12 protein-coding genes and 1 tRNA gene are annotated in these 21,890 nt (G+C 72.8%); 2 read left to right on the top strand and 11 right to left on the bottom strand.

What is annotated here, in order from left to right:
- The first annotated feature begins 47 nt into the window (after nucleotides 1–47).
- Nucleotides 48–1,742 carry a bifunctional 3'-5' exonuclease/DNA polymerase gene (locus ACWC91_RS33120; protein WP_450640198.1) on the top strand — a complete coding sequence of 565 codons (1,695 nt, stop codon included), beginning with the start codon at nucleotides 48–50 and terminating at the stop codon, nucleotides 1,740–1,742.
- Between the two features lie 218 nt (nucleotides 1,743–1,960).
- Here ACWC91_RS33120 and ACWC91_RS33115 read toward each other — a convergent pair whose 3' ends face one another.
- Nucleotides 1,961–2,854, bottom strand: coding sequence for a glycosyltransferase family 2 protein (locus tag ACWC91_RS33115; protein ID WP_225076933.1), 894 nt, complete (start codon nucleotides 2,852–2,854; stop codon nucleotides 1,961–1,963).
- 294 nt (nucleotides 2,855–3,148) lie between these two features.
- On the opposite strand from ACWC91_RS33115, the gene ACWC91_RS33110 reads away from it, so the two are divergent.
- Nucleotides 3,149–4,777: an adenosine deaminase family protein gene (locus ACWC91_RS33110; protein ID WP_450640239.1), complete on the top strand. Its 1,629-nt coding sequence runs from the start codon at nucleotides 3,149–3,151 to the stop codon at nucleotides 4,775–4,777.
- 118 nt (nucleotides 4,778–4,895) lie between these two features.
- Here the strand turns inward: ACWC91_RS33110 and ACWC91_RS33105 are convergent, their stop codons facing one another.
- The 10 genes from ACWC91_RS33105 to ACWC91_RS33060 all read right to left on the bottom strand — a co-directional run bounded on the left by ACWC91_RS33105 (nucleotide 4,896) and on the right by ACWC91_RS33060 (nucleotide 21,691).
- Complete coding sequence (locus tag ACWC91_RS33105; protein WP_450640196.1) at nucleotides 4,896–6,065, bottom strand: hypothetical protein; 1,170 nt, start codon at nucleotides 6,063–6,065, stop codon at nucleotides 4,896–4,898.
- 151 nt (nucleotides 6,066–6,216) lie between these two features.
- The gene (locus ACWC91_RS33100) at nucleotides 6,217–8,538 is read right to left on the bottom strand and encodes a SpoIIE family protein phosphatase (protein WP_225076935.1); all 2,322 of its coding nucleotides are present in this window, start codon (nucleotides 8,536–8,538) and stop codon (nucleotides 6,217–6,219) included.
- Nucleotides 8,539–8,948: 410 nt separating this feature from the next.
- Nucleotides 8,949–9,025, bottom strand: a tRNA-Thr gene (locus ACWC91_RS33095).
- Nucleotides 9,026–9,142: 117 nt separating this feature from the next.
- Nucleotides 9,143–10,762: an alpha/beta hydrolase gene (locus ACWC91_RS33090; RefSeq protein WP_225076936.1), complete on the bottom strand. Its 1,620-nt coding sequence runs from the start codon at nucleotides 10,760–10,762 to the stop codon at nucleotides 9,143–9,145.
- A gap of 168 nt (nucleotides 10,763–10,930) precedes the next feature.
- Entirely contained in the window at nucleotides 10,931–12,136 is a 1,206-nt protein-coding gene (locus ACWC91_RS33085; RefSeq protein WP_450640193.1) for a DNA polymerase III subunit delta', read from the bottom strand.
- A 192-nt stretch (nucleotides 12,137–12,328) separates the two neighbouring features.
- Nucleotides 12,329–15,673 carry a dTMP kinase gene (tmk, locus tag ACWC91_RS33080; protein WP_450640192.1) on the bottom strand — a complete coding sequence of 1,115 codons (3,345 nt, stop codon included), beginning with the start codon at nucleotides 15,671–15,673 and terminating at the stop codon, nucleotides 12,329–12,331.
- Between the two features lie 122 nt (nucleotides 15,674–15,795).
- Entirely contained in the window at nucleotides 15,796–18,630 is a 2,835-nt protein-coding gene (gene topA / locus ACWC91_RS33075) for a type I DNA topoisomerase (protein WP_450640190.1), read from the bottom strand.
- A 248-nt stretch (nucleotides 18,631–18,878) separates the two neighbouring features.
- Complete coding sequence (locus ACWC91_RS33070) at nucleotides 18,879–19,076, bottom strand: hypothetical protein (RefSeq protein ID WP_225076940.1); 198 nt, start codon at nucleotides 19,074–19,076, stop codon at nucleotides 18,879–18,881.
- 324 nt (nucleotides 19,077–19,400) lie between these two features.
- Nucleotides 19,401–20,954: a DUF7059 domain-containing protein gene (locus ACWC91_RS33065; protein WP_450640188.1), complete on the bottom strand. Its 1,554-nt coding sequence runs from the start codon at nucleotides 20,952–20,954 to the stop codon at nucleotides 19,401–19,403.
- Nucleotides 20,955–21,073: 119 nt separating this feature from the next.
- A complete protein-coding gene (locus tag ACWC91_RS33060; protein WP_225076942.1) occupies nucleotides 21,074–21,691 on the bottom strand; it encodes a small secreted protein in 618 nt (205 codons plus the stop codon).
- Nucleotides 21,692–21,890 lie beyond the last annotated feature (199 nt).

Below are 21,890 nucleotides of genomic sequence, written 5' to 3'. Positions count from 1 at the left end.
GCCCGTTGTCAGACCCGTTGTCAGACCCGCCTGCGACACTCGCCGACATGACCGACCGGTGGGCTCTGGCACCGGCCGAGGACGGCGGCGCCGAGGTCGCCCCCCTCGGCCGGGACGGCCTGCCCGCAGGTCCGGTGCACCGTGCCGCCGGCCTCGCGGAGGCGGTCCGCGGCAGACCGGACGTCACACGATGGGTGTGGCGGTCCACCGCCGAGGTCTATCCACGCCTGCTCGCCGCGGGCGTGCGGGTGGAGCGGTGCTACGACATCGAGGACGCCGAGACGCTCCTCCTCGGCCACGAGGGGCGCCACGGCGAGCCCCGCTCGGCCGCCGCCGCCCTGGCCAGGCTGCGCGGCGGCCGCGTACCGCCGGACCCGCCGCACCGGTCCGCCGAACCCGGCGCGCAGTCCTCGCTCTTCGAGCCGCAGGGCGTGGGCCTGCCGCTGGCGGACCTGATCACGGTCTACGCCGAGCAGCAGCGGCGGCACGAGCGAGCCGAGCACCCCGACCGCATGCGCCTGCTGACCGCCGCCGAGTCGGCGGGCACGCTGGTGGCGGCCGAGATGAACCGCGCGGGCCTGCCCTGGCGCGCGGACGTGCACCGCGAGGTGCTGCACGAACTGCTCGGCGAGCGGTACGCGGGCGGCGGCGAGCCCCGCCGGCTGGCCGAACTCGCGGACGAGGTGTCCGCCGCCTTCGGCCACCGGGTGCGGCCGGATCTGCCCGCCGACGTGGTCAAGGCCTTCGCCCGGGCCGGGATCAGGGTGAAGTCCACCCGCCGCTGGGAGCTCCGGTCCGTCGACCACCCGGCCGTCGAACCCCTGCTGGAGTACAAGAGGCTGTACCGGATCTGGGTCGCCCACGGCTGGTCCTGGCTCCAGGACTGGGTGCGCGAGGGGCGGTTCAGACCGGAGTTCCTCGCCGGCGGCACGGTCACCGGCCGCTGGGTGACCAACGGCGGGGGCGCGCTGCAGATCCCCAAGGTCATCCGCCGGGCCGTGGTGGCCGACCCCGGCTGGCGGCTGGTCGTCGCCGACGCCGCCCAGATGGAGCCGCGGGTGCTGGCGGCGATCTCCCGCGACCCGGGGCTGATGGAGGTGGCGGGCCGGGACGCCGACCTCTACCAGTCGGTGTCCGACCGGGCCTTCTCCGGCGACCGCGCCCAGGCGAAACTCGCCGTGCTGGGCGCGGTCTACGGGCAGACCTCCGGCGACGGTCTGAAGAACCTCGCCGCCCTCAGACGCCGCTTCCCCAAGGCGGTGGCGTACGTCGACGAGGCCGCGCGGGCGGGCGAGGAGGGCCGGCTCGTACGGACCTGGCTGGGCCGCACGTGTCCCCCGGCCGCCGGGACGACCGATGACGCGACCGGGGAGGCGGGCCTCCCGCAGGACGACCCGGCCTCCGCGCCACCCGCCGACCAGGGCTGGATGCCGGGGTACGCCTCCACCAACTCGCGTGCCCGAGGCCGGTTCGCCCGCAACTTCGTCGTGCAGGGCAGCGCCGCGGACTGGGCCCTGCTGCTGCTCGCGGCGCTGCGCCGCACCTGCCGGGACATTGCGGCCGAGCTGGTCTTCTTCCAGCACGACGAGGTGATCGTGCACTGCCCGAAGGAGGAGGCGGACACGGTCGTCGAGGCGATCCGGCAGGCCGCGGAGGTGGCGGGACGGCTGACGTTCGGCGAGACCCCGGTGCGGTTTCCGTTCACGACGGCGGTGGTGGAGTGCTACGCCGACGCGAAGTGAGCGCGGGGGCGGGACGTGAGCCGGGCGGGACGTGAGCCGGGCAGGACGTGAGCCGGGCAGGACGTGAGCGCGGGGGCGGCGCGGGACCGAACACCGTACAGACCCGGCAGACGGAGCCCGAACACCGCGTGAGCCCGGCAAACGGCCCGAACACCGTAGGGACCCGCCCCCAGCACGCACCGGGCCCCGCGCGGCCCCCGCCCGTCGTGATCCGGCGGTCAGACGACCGGCGGCCGGCCGAGCCTGGTCAGCCGCCACACGGTCCGCCAGCGCATGGGCCGCCGTTCCCCCGCGGACTCGCGCAGCCCCTCCACGAAACCGCCGAACCAGGCCCGCAGCCCGGCGAGCGAACGGGTCCGCACCAGGGTGAGCAGCGTCCACACGCCGAGGTGCACCGGGACGAGCGGGAGCGGCAGCCGCCGCCGGACCAGCCAGACCCGGTTGCGGGCGGTGACCCGGTAGTAGATCGCGTGCCGGGCGGGCGAGGTCTTCGGGTGCCGCAGGAGCAGCTCGGGCGCGTAGAGGATCTTCCAGCCGGCGTCGGCGGCACGCCAGGCCAGGTCGGTCTCCTCGTGCGCGAAGAAGAACTCCGCGGGCCAGTCCCCGGTCTGCTCCAGCATCGCCATCCGCAGGGCGTGGCCGCCGCCGAGGAACCCGGTGACGTACCCACCCCGCATCGGATCCGACCCGCCGATCCGCGGCACGTGCCGCTGCTGGGTCTCGCCGCACTCGTCGGCGATGCGGAAGCCGACGATGCCGAGGCGCGGGTCGGCGGCGTACAGATCCCGTACCCGGCGCAGCACGTCGGCGTCGACCAGGAGCCCGTCGTCGTCCAGCTCCACGACCACGTCCACGTCCCCGAACTCCCGCAGCCGGGCCAGGGCGACATTGCGCCCGCCGGGACAGCCGAGGTTCTCGTCGAGATCGACCGCCGTGACCTCGCCGGGCAGGGACAGCCGGCGGGCGAACTCGGGCAGCCGGCACCCATTGCCGACGATCACGATGCGCGCGGGCGCGAGATCCTGCTTGGCCACGGACTCCAGCAGGGCGTCGACCTCGGCAGGCCGGTTGCCCATGGTCACCACCGCGACAGCGATCCTCGGCTCCACCACGGCCCTCATCCCATCCGACGACAACGGCGCCCGCACGGCGCCCCTCGTTCACCAGGATGTCGCCCGGGCGGCGCCGGTTGCTCTGACGCCACCTCACTTTGCGGCCTCTTACCCCCGCCTCACCGCAACCCTCCCTGAACCGGGACGAAACCGCACCCCACGCCGTGAGTCCGTCAACCGCCCGGGTGATGTCCGCGCAATTCCGCGCGGTCACTCGGTCGGGTACTGTCCGTCGAAAAATGTCCGGGAGAACCGGTTCTGCCATGTTTGTTCCCCGATCATGCCCGAGTGAGCATGCAACTCCGAAGTGCCGCACGCCGCCGGGCCGTTCCGGCCGCCGTGGGCTCCCTCCTCGCCCTGTCCCTCCTGACCGCCCCGTCCGCCGACGCGCAGCCCGCCGGCGCGCGACAGACCGGCAGCGGGCTCCCGTCGCGTGCCGTGCCGCAGTCCAGGCCGATGACGGTCGCGGAGGCCCGTACGGACGCCTACCTGAGATCGCTGCGCTCCCGGCCCGTGCGCTTGCGCGGGTTCTTCGTGAGCCTGCCCAAGGGCGGGGACCTGCACAACCATCTCTCCGGCGCGGTGTCCACGGAGTACCTGATCAAACTGGCCGCCGAGGACGGGCTGTGCGTCGAGACCGCGACGCTGACCGCCGTCGCGCCGCCGTGCCGGCCCGGGACCCGCCCCGCGGCGGACGCCAGGACCGACCGCGCCTTCCACGACGCGCTGGTCCGCGCGTGGTCCATGGAGGACTTCCCGCCCGGCGGCAACGGCCACGACCACTTCTTCGACACCTTCGGGAAGTTCGGCGAGGTGACCTGGCGGCACCGGGGCAAGCTGCTCGCCCAGGTCGCCGACCACGCCGCGGGCCAGAACCAGTTCTATCTGGAGACCATGGTCACCCCGGCCTCCGACGGCGCGAAGCAACTGGCCGCCGAGATCGGCTGGGACAGCGATCTCGCCGCGCTGCACCGCAAGTTGGTGGCCGGCGGAAAGCTGGACAAGCTGGTCGCCGCTGCCCGCAAGGAGGCCGACGACGGCGACGCCGAGTTCCGCGCGACCGAGCACTGCGGAACCCGCACGGCCCGGCCCGGCTGCCGGCTCACCGTCCGCTGGGTCTCCCAGGCCTCCCGCGGCAGCGCCCCGGAGCGGGTCTTCACCCAACTCGCCCTGGGCATGCGGCTGGCCGAGCGAGACCCGCGCTTCGTCGCGGTCAACCTCGTCCAGCCGGAGGACGGGGACGTCGCGCTGCGCGACTACGGCCTCCAGATGCACATGGTCCGCTATCTGCGCGGTCAGTACCCGAAGGCCCATGTCACCCTGCACGCGGGCGAGTTGTGGCCCGGGCTGGTCAAGCCCAAGGACCTGAGGTTCCACATCGAGGAGGCCGTCGACGTCGCCCGCACCGAGCGCGTCGGCCACGGCGTCGACCTCGTCCACGAGGACGGCTGGCGGAGCACGGCCCGCACCATGGCCGCCCGCCAGGTCGCCGTCGAAGTGCCCTTCACCAGCAACGCCCAGATCCTCGGGGTGAAGGGCGCCGACCACCCCTTCACCACGTATCGCCGCTACGGCGTCCCCATCGTGCTGGCCACCGACGACCCCGGCGTGTCCCGGATCGACATCAGCCACGAGTACCAGTACGCCGCCACGGCCTACGGCCTTTCCTACGCCGAGTTGAAGGACCTCGCGCGCGCCTCGCTCCAGTACGCCTTCCTGCCCGGTGCGAGCCTGTGGCAGGGCAATCCCACCACCGCGGGCTACCGGGTCGTGCCGGCCTGCCGCGGCGAGCGCCCCGGCCTGCCCGTACGGACCCCGGCCTGTCAGCGCCTGCTGTCCCGCAGCCCCAAGGCGGAACTCGAGTGGCGCCAGGAGGCGGCCTTCGCCGTCTTCGAGCGCACACACGCCCGCGCGATGCGCTGAACACCCTCCGTGCCCTCTCCCACGTGGGCACGAGGGCACTCCCACTCCACGGGGGCACTCCGCGGCGCAAGCCCCGGCGTGCCCCCGTGGCCCGTGGCCCCGTCGTCCGCAGGCCCTCTCAGTGGTGGGCGGGGCTCTCCGCGGAGGGTGCGGCTTCGGGGACGCCGTCGGCTCGTCCGGCCACGGTCAGCCGCAGCGTCGTGGCGGCCACGACCCCCGCCACCAGGCCGCAGGTCAGTGCGGCGGGAACGCCGTTCCCGAGGCCCGCGGACAGATACGTCAACCCCCAGCGCAGGCCCGCCCCGTCCGTCGCCATCCGCAGCAACTGGCTCGCCAGCAGTCCGAGGACGGTCGCGCACACCGCGCCGACCGCCATCGCCGGGACGGTGGCCCGGGTCAGCAGCACGGGCAGCCACCGCAGCCCCCACCACACCACCACGAGCACCAGTACGTCGGGAAGTCGGTGCAGGAACCAGTCGCCGAACGGCGCGCCCGCCGGGCCCGCCCAGCCGCCGAGCAGCAGCCACTGGCGCAGCAGCTCACCCGGCTCGGCGAACAGCCCGCCGACCGGGTCGATCCTCTGGATGGCGGCTGCCACCGACTGGTACGAGAGAACGACCAGGGACAGCGCGATGATCGCGGTCCCGGCGGTGGCGGCAACGCGGGCGGCGCGCGCCGGGACGGCCTGCCGCGGCAGCGGACCGGCCCCCTTCGCGGTGATCCGGGCCGCGAACACCGTCCCCACCGCCGCGACCAGCGCGGCCACCACCAGGATCTGCCGCCCGGACGAGATCGTGCCCGCCAACTGGGGCAGGAAGCGGTAACTGCCGCGCCCCTGCGAGGCGATCAGCCACGGCGCGGAGACGGTCACCGCCAGGGTCCCCGCCACCAGTCCCCAGGCCCACACCGCGAGCAGCGTGGCGGGCAGCCGGCCGTGGACCGGCGGAAGCCTGCGGACCAGGTGCAGCGCGCCGGGCACGAAGAAGGCGAACACCGCGCCGAAACGGATCTGCATCGCGGTGTGGTGGAGGACCAGGTAGCGCGCTCCGTCCGGGTCAGGCGTGCCGTTGACCCAGTCGGACGCCTCGTCACCGAACCGCACGACGTCCGGAGGGTCGTACGACCAGGGGATGAGCCAGTGTTCGAGTTCGGCGGCGGTCCGGCCGCCGATCGCGTCGGCGGTGCCCGCCAGGTGCAGCGCCTGCACGCTCGCCCCCGCCCACCACAGCAACGCCGTGATCAGCAGGCCCCCGACCAGCGCCGGTATCGCCGCGCGCCGATACGTCATGACCGTCCCCCGCCCTTGTCCGCGCGTTCCGCGCATTCCACAGCCGGGCGGTGAGACTACGGCTCGCCGATCACATACGGATCACGGCGGGCGGCCCGACCGGGCGCGCGCCGGCACTCCCGGAACCCGGAAGACGACACGAAAGGCCGGGTCACTGCTGTGCGTCGGGCGGCAGCAGGTCGTCCAGAAGCAGGCCCTCCGCGAGCAGACCCTCCATGGGCAGGCCTTCCACCGGCAGGCCTTCCGCGGGCAGGGCCTGCTCGCACCAGATGGTCTTGCCGTCACGGGCGTGGCGGGTGCCCCAGCGCTGGGTGAGCCGGGCGACCAGCATCAGGCCGCGTCCGCCCTCGTCGAAGATGCGGGCCTGGTGCAGATGCGGGGCGGTGCTGCTGGCGTCGGAGACCTCGCAGATGATCGTCCGGTCGTAGATGAGCCGCATCTGTATGGGGGGCTGGCCGTACCGGATGGCGTTGGTGACCAGTTCGCTCACCACCAGCTCGGTCACGAAGCCGATCTCCTCCAGCCCCCAGGCCGCCAGCAGGCGGGCGGTCCGAGCGCGGATCCGGGCCACTTCGGCCGGTTCCGCGGCGATGTCCCAGGTGACGACCCGCGTCTCGTCCAGGCCGTGCGGCCGGACCAGCAGCAGCGCCGCGTCGTCGGTCGGGGGATCGGGCAGCAGCGTCTTGACCACGTGGTCGCACAGCGCTTCCAGCGAGTCGCACGGCTCGGTCAGCGCCTCCCGCAGTTCTTCCATTCCCGCTTCCAGGTCGCGCTGCCGGGATTCGACCAGGCCGTCGGTGTAGAAGGCGAGCAGACAGCCCTCGGGCACCTCCATCTCCACCGTCTCGAACGGCACGCCGCCGACACCGAGCGGCGGCCCGGAGGGCAGGTCGAGGAAGTCGGCGCTGCCGTCCGGGGCGACGATGACGGGCGCCGGATGGCCGGCACTGGCCAGGGAGCAACGCCCGGTCACCGGGTCGTACACCGCGTACAGGCAGGTGGTTCCGACGTCCACGGCGCCTCCGCCGGCCGGGTCCGCACCGTCGTCGACGCCCGATTCCGCGCACTGCCGGCTCACCAGGTCGTCCAGCCTGGTGAGCAGTTCCTCCGGGGTGGGATCGACATCGGCGAGGGTGCGCACGGCCGTGCGCAGCCTGCCCATGGCCGCGGCGGCGTGGATGCCGTGGCCGACCACGTCCCCGACCACGAGCGCGACCCGGGCACCGGAGAGCCCGATCACGTCGAACCAGTCGCCGCCGACCCCGGCACGGGGTGCGGCAGGCAGATATCGGGAGGCGGCCGACACCGCCGAGTGCTCGGGCAGCTGCTGCGGCAGCAGACTGCTCTGCAGGGTGCGGGCGATCTCGTACTGGTTCTCCAGCGCCGCGGCCTTCTCGATGCTCGCCGAGGCCAGCTGGGAGAGCTGGACGAGGATCGCCTCGTCGTCGGCCGTGAAGTCGCTGCCGTCCTTCTTGTCCGAGAGCTGGATCAGTCCCAGGTTGCGACCGTCGGTGGCGATCAGCGGGACGGCCAGCCAACCGCGCATCGGCGGATGAACGGCGGCGTAGGAGCCGAAGCCCCGCCAGGCCGGGTGGGCCTCCAGCTCGTCCTGGGTCATCCGCATCGGCCGGTTCTCCTTGCACACCAGGACATAGATCCCCTCTCCGACAGGGGGCGCGTCGAAGAAGCGGTACTCGCCGTACTTGTCCGACAGGGAGACCGCGTTGATCGCCTGGGCCCAGCGGAGGTTCGTGGTCATGCTGGTGACCGACTGGTGCGTGCCCACCAGCGACCTGGCCTCCTCGGTGACCGTCTGGAGGGCGTACTCCAGTGACGGCGCGGCGTTGATCCGCAGACTGGACCGGGCCAGGTCCTGCAACTGCTGGGACCTTCTGTGCTCGACCACGGCGGCGGCCGCGGCCTGCTCGTAGAGCCGCCCGTGTTCGGCCGCGTCCAGCCGCAACCGGATCTCGCTCATCACCGAGGCGCCCAGTTGCTCCAGGGCGCACCGCTGCTCCGTGTCCCACACCCTCGGCCTGGTGTCGATCACGTACAGCGCGCCGATCGACAGTTCCTCCAGCAGCAGCGGCACGCCCAGGTACGCGCGCATGCCGGTGGCGGCGACCGCGAGGTCGGAGCGGCGCGCGGAGTCGTTCCGGACGTCGTCGATGACCAGTGGCCGGCCCGACACCACCACCTCGGAGCAGAAACCCCAGTCGACTCGCTCCTGCTCCCCGTGCCGCGGTACGGCTCTGCCGATCCCGCCCCGGATGAACTGCCGGTCCGCCCCGGCCAGACTGATCAGGGCCATTCGGGTGTCCAGCAGCCGTACGGCCAGGCCCACGGACCGGGCGAAGGCGTCCGTGGTCAGCTCGTCGACCGCGCGGACGGCGTCCACCGCGGCCAGCCGTGAGGGCTCGCGCAGCACCGCGGCAGGGTTCGGCGGGTTACCCGCCTTACCGAGCTCGGCCATGACCCCTCCGCGCCTGCTGTGTGAGTACGCACCCCGCTCGGTTCCGTGGTCCAAGGCCTTGATCCGGGACCGCCAGGCCGCCCGAAGATCTCGCATGCGCCCTCATGGCTTCCACCGAGGCCTGGACGTTCCGACCGGGAGTCACCCTTGCCTGATTCCAAAAGTACGCCTGCCCGTCGTGGCGGCGAACTCGGCCGGGGACCACTGAACGACAAAGGACCAGCTGGGAGCGTTCCCCGCCGGTCCTCCCCGTGGAACCGCTTACGGGATTCGAACCCGGGACTTACGCACGACGAGAGTCGACGACACCGCGAGCGTGACACTCACCGCCCGCCGCGCCCACGCGCTTCCGCATCCCACGGCCGAACGCCGAAAGACCAGCCAGGAGCATTCCCAGCTGGTCTTTCCGATGGAGCCGCTTTCGGGATTCGAACCCGAGACCTACGCATTACGAGTGCGTTGCTCTGGCCATCTGAGCTAAAGCGGCGCGCTGCCGCATCATGATGCGATCGGCAACGTCGGTAAGTCTACACAGTTTCCGGAGGTGCTTCGCACGCCCCCCGGAGCGCCCCTGGGGCCTGGACTCCGGGGTGCGGCGCGGTGGTCACGAGCAGCGCTTCCCGTTCGTCGGAGGGGTGCCCCGGAGGAGGTAGGTGTTGATCGCGGAGTCGATGCAGCGGCTGCCGCGGCGGTAGGCGGTGTGACCGTCGCCGTCGTAGGTCAGCAGGTGGGCCGAGGAGAGCTGGCGGGACAGGGACTGGGCCCAGCGGTAGGGGGTCGCCGGGTCCCGGGTGGTGCCGACGACCACGATGGGGGCCGCGCCCTTGGCCTCGATGCGATGGGGCCGGCCGGTGGGCTGCACCGGCCAGTACGCGCAGTTCAGCGTGCTCCAGGCGAGGCCGCGGCCGAAGACCGGGGAGGCCTTCTCGAAGGCGGGGAGGGATTCCTCCACCTGCTCGGGGCCGGCGAAGGGCGCCGGCAGGTCCAGGCAGTTCACGGCGGCGTTGGCGTACATCAGGTTGCTGTAGTGGCCGCCGGAGTCGCGTTCGTAGTAGCTGTCGGAGAGAGCCAGCAGGGTGGAGCCGTCGTTCTTCTTCATCGCCGAGGCCAGCGCCGAGCGCAGTTGCGGCCAGGCCGCCTGGTCGTACATCGCCGCGATCACCCCGATGGTGGCGAGGGACTCGCCGAGGCGGCGTCCTCCGGCGTCACCGGCGGGGATCGACCGGGCGTCGAGTTTGCGGAAGAAGGCGGCGAGCCGGTCGCCGACCTGCTTCGGCGTCGCGCCGCGGCCCCCGAGCGGGCAGTCGCTCTGCTGTACGCAGTCCTTCGCGAACGACTGGAAGGCCTCCTCGAAGCCCGCCGTCTGGTCCAGGTTCATCTGGCGCGCCGACAGCGAGGGGTCCATCGCCCCGTCCAGGACCAGGCGGCCGACGCGGTCCGGGTACAGGCCGGCGTACGTGGCCCCGAGGAACGTCCCGTACGAGGCGCCGACGTAGTTCAGCTTTCCGTCGCCCAGCACCGCGCGCAGGATGTCCATGTCGCGCGCCGCCTCCGCCGTGGAGACGTGCCGCAGCAGGCGGGCGGCGCGCGCGCCGCAGCCCTCCGCGAACTTGCGGTACGCGGCGACGAGCGCGTCGACCTCCTTGCTGTCGTCGGGCGTGAAGTCGGTCTGTGTGTACGTGTCCATGTCCCGGTCGTCGAGACACTGCACGGCCTCGCTGCGGGAGACCCCGCGCGGGTCCATCGAGACCAGGTCGTAGCGGGCGCTGATCTCGGCCGGGTACCCGACACCGGCGTAGTGCTGGAGGTAGGCGACGGCCGAGCCGCCCGGTCCGCCCGGGTTCAGCAGGAGTGAGCCGAGCCGCTTGCCCGGGCCGGACGCCTTCTTGCGGGCCACGGCCAGCCGGACGTCGCCGGCGGCGGGCCGGTCGTAGTCGAGCGGCGCCTTGAGCGTCGTGCACTCGAAGCCGGACACCCCGCAGTTGCGCCAGGCCGGCTTCTGCTCGTAGTACGGCGACAGGATGGGTGGCGTGGCCCGCGGCAGGGCGGCCAGCGCCGCGTCCGCCGCGGGCTCGGTCCGGCGCTGCGTGGTGCCGGGGGTGCAGGCCGAGACCAGCAGGGCGGCGGCCGCCAGGAGGGTGCCGCCCGCGCGGGCCGCGCGGAGCGGGGTTCGGGGCCGGGGGCCGCTGCTGCTGTTCGGACGAAGGGCGCGCCTGATGTGCATCCAGCGAGCGTAACTCTCCGCGATGTCGTGAGTGCGTTACGTGCGGGGCGTTCCCCGTACGAGTGACGCCATCGACGCCGGTGGCCTCGGCGTTCCCGGCCTCCCGGCGTATTCGGGGTACTCCGTGCACTCGCGTTCTCGGCGTACTCGGCGTACTTGGCGTACTCGTCAGCCCGCCCTCAGGGCCATCGTCATCGCCTCCACCGCCAGCAGCGGGGCCACGTTGCGGTCGAGGGCGTCGCGGCAGGCGGCGACCGCCTCTATGCGGCGCAGGGTGGACTCGGGCGAGCCGCCGCGGGCGAGGCGCTCCAGGGTGTCCTCGACGTCCGCGTTGGCGATGGCCACGCGGGAGCCGAGCTGGAGGGCCAGGACGTCCCGGTAGAGGCCGGTCAGGTCGGCCAGGGCGATGTCGAGGCTGTCGCGCTGGGTGCGGGTGCGGCGGCGCTTCTGCTTGTCCTCCAGGTCCTTCATCACGCCCGCCGTGCCGCGGGGCAGCCGGCCGCCCTGGACCGCGCCCAGCGCCGCCTTCAGCTCCTCGGCCTCCTTGGCGTCCATCTCCTCCGCGAGTGCCTTGGCGTCGTCCGCCGCCGCGTCGACCAGTTCCTGGGCCGCCCTGAGGCAGCCGCCTATCTCGTCCACGCGCAGCGGGAGCTTCAGGACGGAGGTGCGGCGTTCGCGTGCGGCCGGGTCGGTGGCCAGGCGGCGGGCCCGATCGATGTGGCCCTGGGTGGCGCGGGCCGCGGCGGCGGCGACGGCGGGGTCGACGCCCTCCCGGCGTACGAGCATGTCCGCGACGGCGTCCACCGACGGCGTGCGCAGGTTCACGTGGCGGCAGCGGGAGCGGATCGTGGGCAGGACGTCCTCGACCGAGGGGGCGCACAGCAGCCAGACCGTGCGCGGGGCGGGTTCCTCGACCGCCTTCAGCACGGCGTTGGCGGACTTCTCGTTCAGCCGCTCGGCGTCCTCGACAAGGATCACCTGCCAGCGGCCGTTCGCCGGTGAGGTGAAGGACTTGCGGACGGTGTCGCGCATGTCCTTGACGAGGATCTCCGCGCCGACGGCGGCGACCGTGTTGACGTCGGCGTGGGTGCCGACCAGCGCCGTGTGGCAGCCGTCGCAGAATCCGCAGCCGGGGACGCCGCCGAGGGCGCGGTCGGGACTCACGCACTGGAGGGCGGCTGCGAAGGCACGCGCCGTCTGCGTGATCCCCGCGCCGGGCGGCCCCGTGAACAGCCACGCGTGCGTCATCTTCGACGCCTCCGGGGGCGGTGCGTCCGTGGCGACCGCGGTGACCAGGGCGTCGGCGTCCCGGGCAGCGGCGCTCAGCTGTTCGCTGACCTTCTCCTGCCCGACGAGGTCGTCCCACACGCTCATGGGTCACGCCGCCCTTTCGTCATGGTTCGTGGTGCGGGATCCATTGTGCGGGGCACCACTGACAACTGTGCGGGGCATCACTGACAACACAGCGGGCGGCCTCGTGCGCATCGGCAGGCGCACCACCGCCCCGATCGCCCGATCGCCCCGATCGGCGCCCGTCCGACGGCTCGGCGCCACCGGTCTGACGGCTCAGCGCCGCCCGCCCCGTCCCCGGCCGTCGTCGCCGTCGTCGAACCCCTTGCCGTCCTCGCGCGAGCCCAACAGCTCGTCCGCCAGGGTCGGCAGATCGTCGAGCGGCGTCTCCTCGGCCCAGTCCGGCCGCGGCCGCCGCCTGGCGACCGCCTCGGCGTCGACCTGGGGCAGCTCCCGCGTACGGTCGTCGCCCTGGTCGGGCCGCGCGGCCGGCGACCGCTCGCCCCGCTCGTCCCGGAAGAAGCCGGGCGGAACCCGGTCCGTGGGGTCCTCCCCGCGCACCGGAGGCAGGACCGCCGTCTCGTCCGCGGCGCCCGGCGTGAAAGCCGGCAGTACGGCGGTCTCGTCCACGGCGCCCGGCGGGACGGGCGGCAGTACGGCCGTCTCGTCGGCGGCCCCCGGCGGAACCACGGGCTTCGGCAGCTTCGCGGTCACCTCGGACTCGGACTCGCCCGCCGTCCGCAGCCACGACTCCGCCGACCCGCGCGACGTCCCACGGGAGTCCTCGCCCGAGGCCCGGCCCGCCCCCTGGGCCGAGTGGGCCGAGTGGTCAGGGCCCTCGCCCGACGGCCTGCCGCTCCCCCGCTCGTCCCGCACCGGCGGCAGCACCGCCGTCTCGTCGGCGGGCCCGCCCGACGCGTTCGTCGGCGTCACCAGCGGCGTCGGCACGGTCACCTCCTCCGGCGGCACCGCCGCGGCTGCCGGCTCGGTGGACCGGCGCGGACCCGCCTGCGCGGTGGCCGTGGCCTGCTCCGCCGCCCGCCGGGCCTCCTCCGCCCGCAGCAGGGCCTCCTCGGCCTTGCGCTGCTTCTCCAGCCGCCGCGCCTCGGCCTCGGCGCGCAGCCGCTCCTCCTCCTCGGCCTGCCGGCGCCGCTGCTCCTCCTCGGCCTTGCGGCGCGCCTCGGCGTCCGCCCGTGCCCGCTCCTCCGCGAGCAGCCGGGCCTGCTCCTCCTCGGCCTTGCGCCGGGCCTCCTCGGCGCGCTGCCGGGCCTCCTCGGCCTGCCGCTCGGCCTCGCGCCGCTGCGCCTCCTCCAGCTCGCGCCGCTTGCGCTCCTCCTCCTCGGCGCGCAGCCGCGCCAGCTGCTCCTGGCGCTCGCGCTCCAGGCGCTCCTCCTCGGCCTTGCGCCGGGCCTCCTCCTCCGCCTTGCGGCGCGCCTCCTCCTCGGCCTTCTTCCGCGCTTCCTCCTGTGCCTTCAGCTCGGCCTCGGACAGCGGCAGCATCTGGTCGAGCCGGTGCCGGACGACCGTGGTCACCGCCTCGGGCTCCTGCCCGGCGTCCACCACGAGGTAACGGCCGGGGTCGGCGGCGGCCAGCGCCAGGAAACCGGACCGCACGCGCGCGTGGAACTCGGCCGGCTCCGACTCCAGACGGTCGGGAGCCTCCGTGAACCGTTCACGGGCGGTCTCCGGCGAGACGTCCAGCAGGACCGTCAGGTGCGGCACAAGACCGTTCGTCGCCCAGCGGGAGATCCGCGCGATCTCCGTCGGGGACAGGTCGCGGCCCGCGCCCTGGTAGGCGACGGAGGAGTCGATGTACCGGTCGGTGATCACGACGGCGCCCCGCTTCAGCGCGGGCCGTACGACCGTGTCGACGTGCTCCGCGCGGTCGGCGGCGTACAGCAGCGCCTCCGCACGGTGGGACAGGCCCTGCGAGGACACGTCCAGCAGGATCGAGCGCAGCCGCTTGCCCACGGGAGTGGCGCCCGGCTCGCGGGTGAGGACGACCTCGTGGCCCTTGGCCCTGATCCAGTCGGCGAGCGCCTCGGCCTGCGTGGACTTGCCGGCGCCGTCACCGCCTTCCAGGGCGATGAAGAATCCGGACTCCGCGGGGGCTGTCACCGGGTCGTCGCCACCCCGCAGGGCGTCGACGAGGTCCTGTCGCAGCGGTACGCCGGAGCGGTCGTCGACCTTGGCGAGGACCAGCGCGGCCACCGGCAGGAGCAGCGCGCCGACCAGCATGAGCGTGAACGCGGCGCCGCCGTGCGCGAACACGAACCGGCCGTCCTCGAGGCGGTGCGGGCCGATCCCGGCCGCGACCACGGGAGCGAGCACGGCACCGAGCGCCACGAAGACCCGCACCACCGCGTGCAGGTGCTCGGTCATGCGCGGCTTGCGGTAGTCCTCGGCCTCCTGGTCGAGCAGCGTGTGCCCGGTGTTGGCCGCGGCGCCCGCGCTCACTCCGGCCAGCGCGAGGATCAGCAGGACCGTGGTGACGTCGGGGACCAGCCCGGCGGCGAGCAGGGCGACGCCGGTGAGCGCGATCGTCAGGGCCAGCAGCCGCCGCCGCGACAGGGACACCAGCGCCTTCGGCGCCGTACGGATGCCGACGGCGACACCGCCGGTCAGGGCGAGCACCGCCAGCCCGTAGAGCACCGGGCCGCCACGCAGGTCCGTGGCGTGCAGCACGCAGACGGCGACCGCGGCGGCGATCGCCCCGGCGACGGACGCGCAGGCGAGCACGAGCAGCGGAACGGCACCCGTGCGGCCCTTGTCGACGCCGGAACCCGTCTTCGGGCGGCGCAGCCCCTCCAGCGGCGAGCGCGGACGCGGGGTGCGGGTGCCGGGCAGTTCCAGGTAGGTCAGCACGGACAGGGACGCGGCGAACAGACCGGCCGCGACGTATGCGCCGAGGGCCGCCTGGTGCTGGTCGAACCAGGCGATGCCGGTGCCCAGGAGGTTGTTGAGCAGGGAGGCGGCGACCAGGGCGGCGGCCGCCAGCGGGACCGCCAGGAAGGTGGTCCGCAGCGACAGGCGGCGCAGGGCGTCCATGTGGTCCGGGAGCGGGCGCACCGTGGCGCCCTCCGGGGGCGGGGCGGGCAGCAGCGCGGGGGCCGCGCCCTCACGGCACACGCTCCAGAAACGCTCGGCGACCCCGGTCACGAAGACGGTGACCAGGAGGAAGGCCAGGGCGTCGTCCGGCGTCCAGTCGATCCACAGGGGCGCGACGATCAGCAGGGCGGCGCGCAGACCGTCGGCGCCGACCATGGTCCAGCGCCGGTCGAGCGGTCCCTCCTGGGAGGTGAGCGAGGTGAGGGGCCCGAGGAGGACCGCGCCGAAGAGCAGCGTCGCCAGGACGCGCGCTCCGAAGACCGTCGCCACTGCGAAGGCCACGCCCCGGTAGCCACCGCCGAAGGGGCCCGCGGCGACCGCCGCCTGGAGGGCGAGGACGACCAGGACCAGGAGCGCGAGGATGTCCCCGACGCCTCCCACCAGTTGGGCGCTCCACAGTCGCCGAAGCTGCGGCCGGCGCAGCAGGGCGCGGACGGCGCGCTCGCGGGAATCGGCCATGAGTGCGTCGTCGGGTGCGGAGGTGTGGGCCGTTGGCTGCTCGGCTCGCGTCATGCGTTCAGCCTATCGGGACCCACCGACAGCTTGGAGTGACCGTCCGGAGGTGCGCACGCCCCGACATCAAAGTGATGCCGGGGCGTGCCTTTCGCAAAGGAGCCGCGAGGGATCCGCCGCGATCAGTCCTCCGCCGCCTTGGCGGCCGTCGCCTTCGCGGTGGTCTTCTTCGCGGTGGTCTTCTTGGCGGCCGTCTTCTTGGCGGTGGTCGTCTTCTTCGCCGCGGTCTTCTTCACGGCCGTGGACGCCGTCTTCTTCGCCGTCGTCTTCTTGGCGGCGGCCTTCTTCGCGGTCTTCTTGGCCGGGGCCTTGGCGCGCTTCTCCGCGAGGAGCTCGAAACCGCGCTCCGGGGTGATCGCCTCGACGCTGTCGCCGGAGCGCAGGGTCGCGTTGGTCTCGCCGTCGGTGACGTACGGGCCGAAGCGGCCGTCCTTCACCACGACCGGCTTTCCGCTGACCGGGTCCTCGCCAAGCTCCTTCAGCGGCGGCTTGGCGGCCGCGCGGCCCCGCTGCTTGGGCTGGGCGTAGATCGCCTGCGCCTCCTCCAGCGTGATCGTGAAGAGCTGGTCCTCGGACTGGAGCGAGCGCGAGTCCGTGCCCTTCTTCAGGTACGGACCGTAGCGGCCGTTCTGCGCGGTGATCTCCTGACCGTCGGCGTCGGCGCCGACGACGCGCGGCAGCGACATGAGCTTCAGGGCGTCGTCCAGGGTGACGGTGTCCAGGGACATCGACTTGAACAGCGAGGCCGTACGGGGCTTGACCGCGTTCTTGCCGGTCTTCGGGGTGCCCTCGGGGAGCACCTCGGTGACGTACGGGCCGTAGCGGCCGTCCTTGGCGACGATCGCGTGGCCGGTGGCCGGGTCGGTGCCCAGCTCGAAGTCGCCGCTCGGCCTGGCGAGCAGTTCCTCGGCGAACTCGACGGACAGCTCGTCCGGGGCCAGGTCGGCCGGGATGTCGGCGCGCTGGTGGGTGTCGGTCTCCTTCTCACCGCGCTCGATGTACGGGCCGTAGCGGCCGACCCGCAGCACGATGTCGTTGCCCACCGGGAACGACGACACCTCGCGCGCGTCGATCGCGCCCAGGTCGGTCACCAGCTCCTTGAGCCCGCCGAGGTGGTCCCCGTCGCCGTTGCCGGCCTCGGCGGCGCCGCCGTGGCCGGTGCCCTCGCCGAAGTAGAAGCGCTTCAGCCACGGCACGGCCTTCGCCTCGCCGCGCGCGATGCGGTCGAGGTCGTCCTCCATCTTGGCGGTGAAGTCGTAGTCGACGAGCCGCCCGAAGTGCTTCTCCAGGAGGTTGACCACCGCGAAGGACAGGAAGGACGGCACCAGGGCCGTGCCCTTCTTGAAGACGTAGCCGCGGTCGAGGATGGTGCCGATGATCGACGCGTACGTCGACGGGCGGCCGATCTCCCGCTCTTCCAGCTCCTTGACCAGGCTGGCCTCGGTGTAGCGGGCCGGGGGCTTGGTGGCGTGGCCGTCGACCGTGATCTCCTCGGCCGTGAGCGCGTCGCCCTCGCCGACCTGGGGCAGCCGGCGCTCGCGGTCGTCGAGCTCGGCGTTGGGGTCGTCGGCGCCCTCGACGTACGCCTTGAGGAAGCCGTGGAAGGTGATCGTCTTTCCGGACGCGCTGAACTCGACGTCCCGGCCGTCGGCCGCGGCGCCGCCGATCCGCACGGTCACGCTGTTCCCGGTCGCGTCCTTCATCTGGGAGGCGACCGTCCGCTTCCAGATCAGCTCGTAGAGCTTGAACTGGTCGCCGGTCAGGCCGGTCTCGGCGGGCGTGCGGAAACGATCACCCGAAGGACGGATCGCCTCGTGCGCCTCCTGCGCGTTCTTGACCTTCCCGGCGTACGTACGGGGCTGCGGCGGCAGGTAGTCGGCGCCGTACAGGTGGGTGACCTGGGCGCGGGCGGCGGCGATCGCCGTGTCGCTCAGCGTCGTGGAGTCCGTACGCATGTACGTGATGTAGCCGTTCTCGTACAGCTTCTGCGCGACCTGCATCGTCGCCTTGGCGCCGAAGCCGAGCTTGCGGCTGGCCTCCTGCTGGAGCGTCGTCGTACGGAACGGCGCGTACGGCGAGCGGCGGTACGGCTTGGACTCGACGGACCGGACGGAGAAGCGCGTGTCCTCCAGGGCGGCGGCCAGGGCGCGGGCGGCGGCCTCGTCGAGGTGGAGGGTGTTCGGGCTCTTGAGCTGTCCCAGGGAGTCGAAGTCGCGGCCCTGCGCGACCCGCCTGCCGTCGACGGTCTGCAGCCGGGCGACCAGCGACGACGGGTCGCTCGCGTCACCCGCCCGGCCGGTGGCGAAGGTGCCGGTCAGGTCCCAGTACTCGGCGGAACGGAACGCCATGCGCTCGCGCTCCCGCTCGACCACGAGGCGTGTCGCGACGGACTGGACCCGGCCCGCCGAAAGCCGCGGCATGACCTTCTTCCACAGCACGGGCGAGACCTCGTAGCCGTAGAGGCGGTCGAGGATGCGCCGGGTCTCCTGGGCGTCGACCAGCCGCTGGTTGAGCTGGCGCGGGTTGGCGACCGCCTCCCGGATGGCGTCCTTGGTGATCTCGTGGAAGACCATCCGCTTGACCGGGATCTTCGGCTTGAGCACCTCCTGGAGGTGCCAGGCGATGGCCTCGCCCTCGCGGTCCTCATCGGTGGCGAGGAAGAGCTCGTCGGAGTCCTTCAGCAGATCCTTGAGCTTCTTGACCTGGGCCTTCTTGTCCGCGTTGACGACATAGATCGGCTGGAAGTCGTGTTCCACGTCCACACCGAGGCGGCGGACCTCGCCGGTGTACTTCTCGGGTACCTCCGCGGCACCGTTGGGAAGGTCGCGGATGTGCCCGACGCTCGCCTCGACGATGTAGCCGGGGCCGAGGTAGCCCTTGATCGTCTTCGCCTTGGCAGGCGACTCGACGATGACGAGTCGGCGGCCGCCCTGTGCGGTCTCGCTGGTCGGGGACAACTTCGCTCTTCTCTCCGGTCGACGCTTGGGCCTCCCCAGGCCTTGATTTCCCGGGGGTCGGGTGGTGGTGACGCTGCGGAGTGTGACGGTACATCCCGCCCCCGTGTCAAACGGGAAAAGCCCGCAACGGCCACTCGAACGGTAACCCGACTACCCCCCTTCCTGCCGCCCGGAGTGCTCACCAGGCCGTTCGGGCTGATGCGGAAGGTGATTTCTCAGTTACGGAGACCGGACAGGAGCGGCGGCCGTCACAGGCGCCCGAAGCACCACACGCCGACGGTCAGGGCGGTCACGGCGGCCAGGGTCGCGAGGGTCGCCGACGCGCTGCGGGGCAGTCCGTGGGCGACGGGTTCCCGGTGCCGGACCCGGACCGCCGTCCACATCAGCAAGGCCGCTCCGAACAGGGAGAACACCGTTCCCGCGAAGATCGCCGGCCCGCTCTCCATGTGCGTCCCCTCCCACCCCCGGATGCCCCGGTACGGGAGGCTGACACCTGCGGGCGACGACGACGCCAACCCGCGGTGAACAGGAGTCGGCCCTCTCCCGGGGCGGCGCTCCGACCGCCTCCGCGAAGTGATGGGAATCAAGCTCTCCACTTTTTCCCGCGTTTTTCCGGCTCGGCCCCGGGCAAAGATCGAAAACCTTGTCCGAGCACCATCGAAACGGCCCACACGCCCCGAGAACGACGGGAACTCGCCGCTGTCCCGGCAGCCCCTGCGGACCCGGCGAGCACTCAGGGGCGCGCAGGCCTCATCGGTCGCGTGAACGGGTCACCGAGCCACTTCCTCCACCGATGTCTGCGCCGGTTCGATGAAACCCTGCTCCACCAGCAGGCGGATCTGGGCCGGAGTGCGGTCGCGCAGGAGGAGCGGGTTCTCGCCCATCAGCTGGGCGATGGCGTCCAGGATGCGGCCGGCGCTCAGCGTGCCGTCGCAGACACCGGCGAAGCCGGCGCCCACCGTGTCCACCGTGGTGGCCCGGCGCATCCCGCGGTTCTGGCGCAGCACGACGTGCTCGGGGTCCTCGGCGCCGGGGAGCCCGACCTGCTCCTGGACCACCTCGCTCACGAGCCGGAAGTGGCCCTCGAGCAGCGCCGCGTCGTCGTGGTCCCGCAGATAGTCGACGCGGGCGAAGTGCGCCCGGACGGTGTCGCCGAGCGGCTGCTCCACCGGGTGCGGCCACTCCTCCACGGTGATCGAGGGCGTCGCGGAGCCCGTCCTGCGCAGCGTGATCCAGCCGAAGCCCACGGCCCTGACCTTGCGCGCCTCGAACTCCTCCAGCCAGGCGTCGTACCGCGCCTGGTACTCCGCGGCGTCACCGCGGTGGTCGCCCGCGTCCCTCAGCCACAGCTCGGCGTACTGCGTGACGTCCTGCACCTCGCGCTGCACGATCCACGCGTCGCACCCGCGGGGCACCCATGACCTGAGCCTGTCCTGCCAGTCCTCCCCCTCGACGTGCTGCCAGTTGGCGAGGAACTGTGCGAACCCGCCCTCGTTCAGCCGCTCCCCCGCCTGCTGAACGAGCGTGTGGCACAGATCGTCCCCGCTCATCCCGCCGTCGCGGTACGTCAGCCGGGCGCCCGGGGAGATCACGAAGGGCGGGTTCGACACGATCAGGTCGAACCGCTCGTCGTCGTGGACCGGCTCGAACAGCGAGCCCTGGCGCAGATCGGCCGCCCGCGCGCCGGACAGCGCGAGCGTCAGGGCGGTGATGTGCAGCGCGCGCGGGTTGACGTCGGTCGCGGTCACGCGCGTGGCGTGCCGGCCGGCGTGCAGCGCCTGGATGCCCGAGCCGGTTCCGAGGTCGAGCGCGGAGCCGACCGGCGTGCGGACCGTGATGCCGGCCAGAGTCGTGGAGGCACCGCCGACCCCGAGGACGACGCCCTCGTCGCGGCTGCCGATCCCGCCCGCGCCACCGACCGCGCAGCCCAGGTCGGACACGATGAACCAGTCCTCGCCGTCGAGTCCGCCGTACGGCCGGACGTCCACGGTCGCGGCGACCTCGTCCGCGCCGGCGCGGACCAGCCAGCCGGTCTCCAGGCACGCCTCGACGGGCAGGACGCCCGCCACGCGCGCGTACGGCACCGGCTGCTGGAGCAGGAACAGCCGGACGAGCAGTTCCAGCGACGTGTCGCCGCGCGTGGCCCGGAGCGCGGGCACGGTCTCGGCGCGCGCCAGGGCCGCGTACGCGGGCGCGCCGAGCAGCTCCAGCAGTCCGTCGGCGGTGAAGGAGGCGCCGAGCAGGGCGTCCCGGAGCCGGGCGGCGACGTCCGGTCGGTCGGAGGCGGGCAGTGCGGGCAGGCTGGTGTCACTCACGCCCCCCATTGTGTCGGCTCACTCCGACAGCACACGCGCGCGTGTGCCTGCGTGTGTCTGCGCGCGTGTCTGCGATGCGTCTCTGCGTGAGTCCGTGCGTGCGTCTGTGCGCGTGGTCTCTGCGTGCGTCAGCCGCCGGTCGCCGGGGACGAGGCCGAGGTGGACGGGGTGGCGGAGGCGGACTTGCAGCTCGGCTGCTGGGCCATCGCCCGGCCGACGTCGCCCTCCTCGAGGTTCTTCAGCGCGTCGTTCCCGGTCCGGCTCAGCGTGTCCAGCCGGGTGGCGATGTCCTTGAGGCCGTCCGCGAACTTGGCCTGGTTCTTGGTGTCGAGCTTGTCCACCTGCTGCTTCAGCGAGGTGTACGAGGCCGCCAGGCCGTTGAGCTCCTTGACCGCGTCCTGCTGCTTCTTCCGGCCGTTGTCGACCTCGGGTGCGCCGGCGTTGTTCACGGCCTGGCCGATGGCCTTGTAGGCGTCGGCCATGTCCTGGAAGGCCTGTGCGTCGGTCTTCTGGACCTGGGCCGGCTCGCTGTTGTCCGAAGTCTCCTTCTGGATGGCGGCGTTGGCGGCCTCGATCTTCTTCGCCTGCGGCTGCACCGCGTCGCACACCTGCTTGGCCCAGGTGTTCAGCGCCTCGTTCTTGCTGTCGGCAGCGCTGCTGGAGCAGCCCGTCAGCGCCAGTACGAGTACCGCACCGCCGGACACTGCGGCCGCGAGCTTCTTGTTCACCGGTTTGGTCCCTTCCATGGCTCTCGGCCCCGGAACATACACGTCACGTCGGCCACACTCGGGACTCGTTCGCCCCTTGTGTGGTGTCTTGCGACCATTTGCACCAAGCGAGAGAAGGCTCACGGAGAGCTTCCGCGCACAGAACGGGCGGGGGGGGGGGGGGGCCCCCCCCCCCCCCCACAACAGGGCAGGGGCCCGGGTGTGAAGCCGCAGAAAC

The organism is Streptomyces sp. NPDC001204, assembly GCF_053598035.1.
This window is presented reverse-complemented; position numbering and strand designations above follow the sequence as displayed.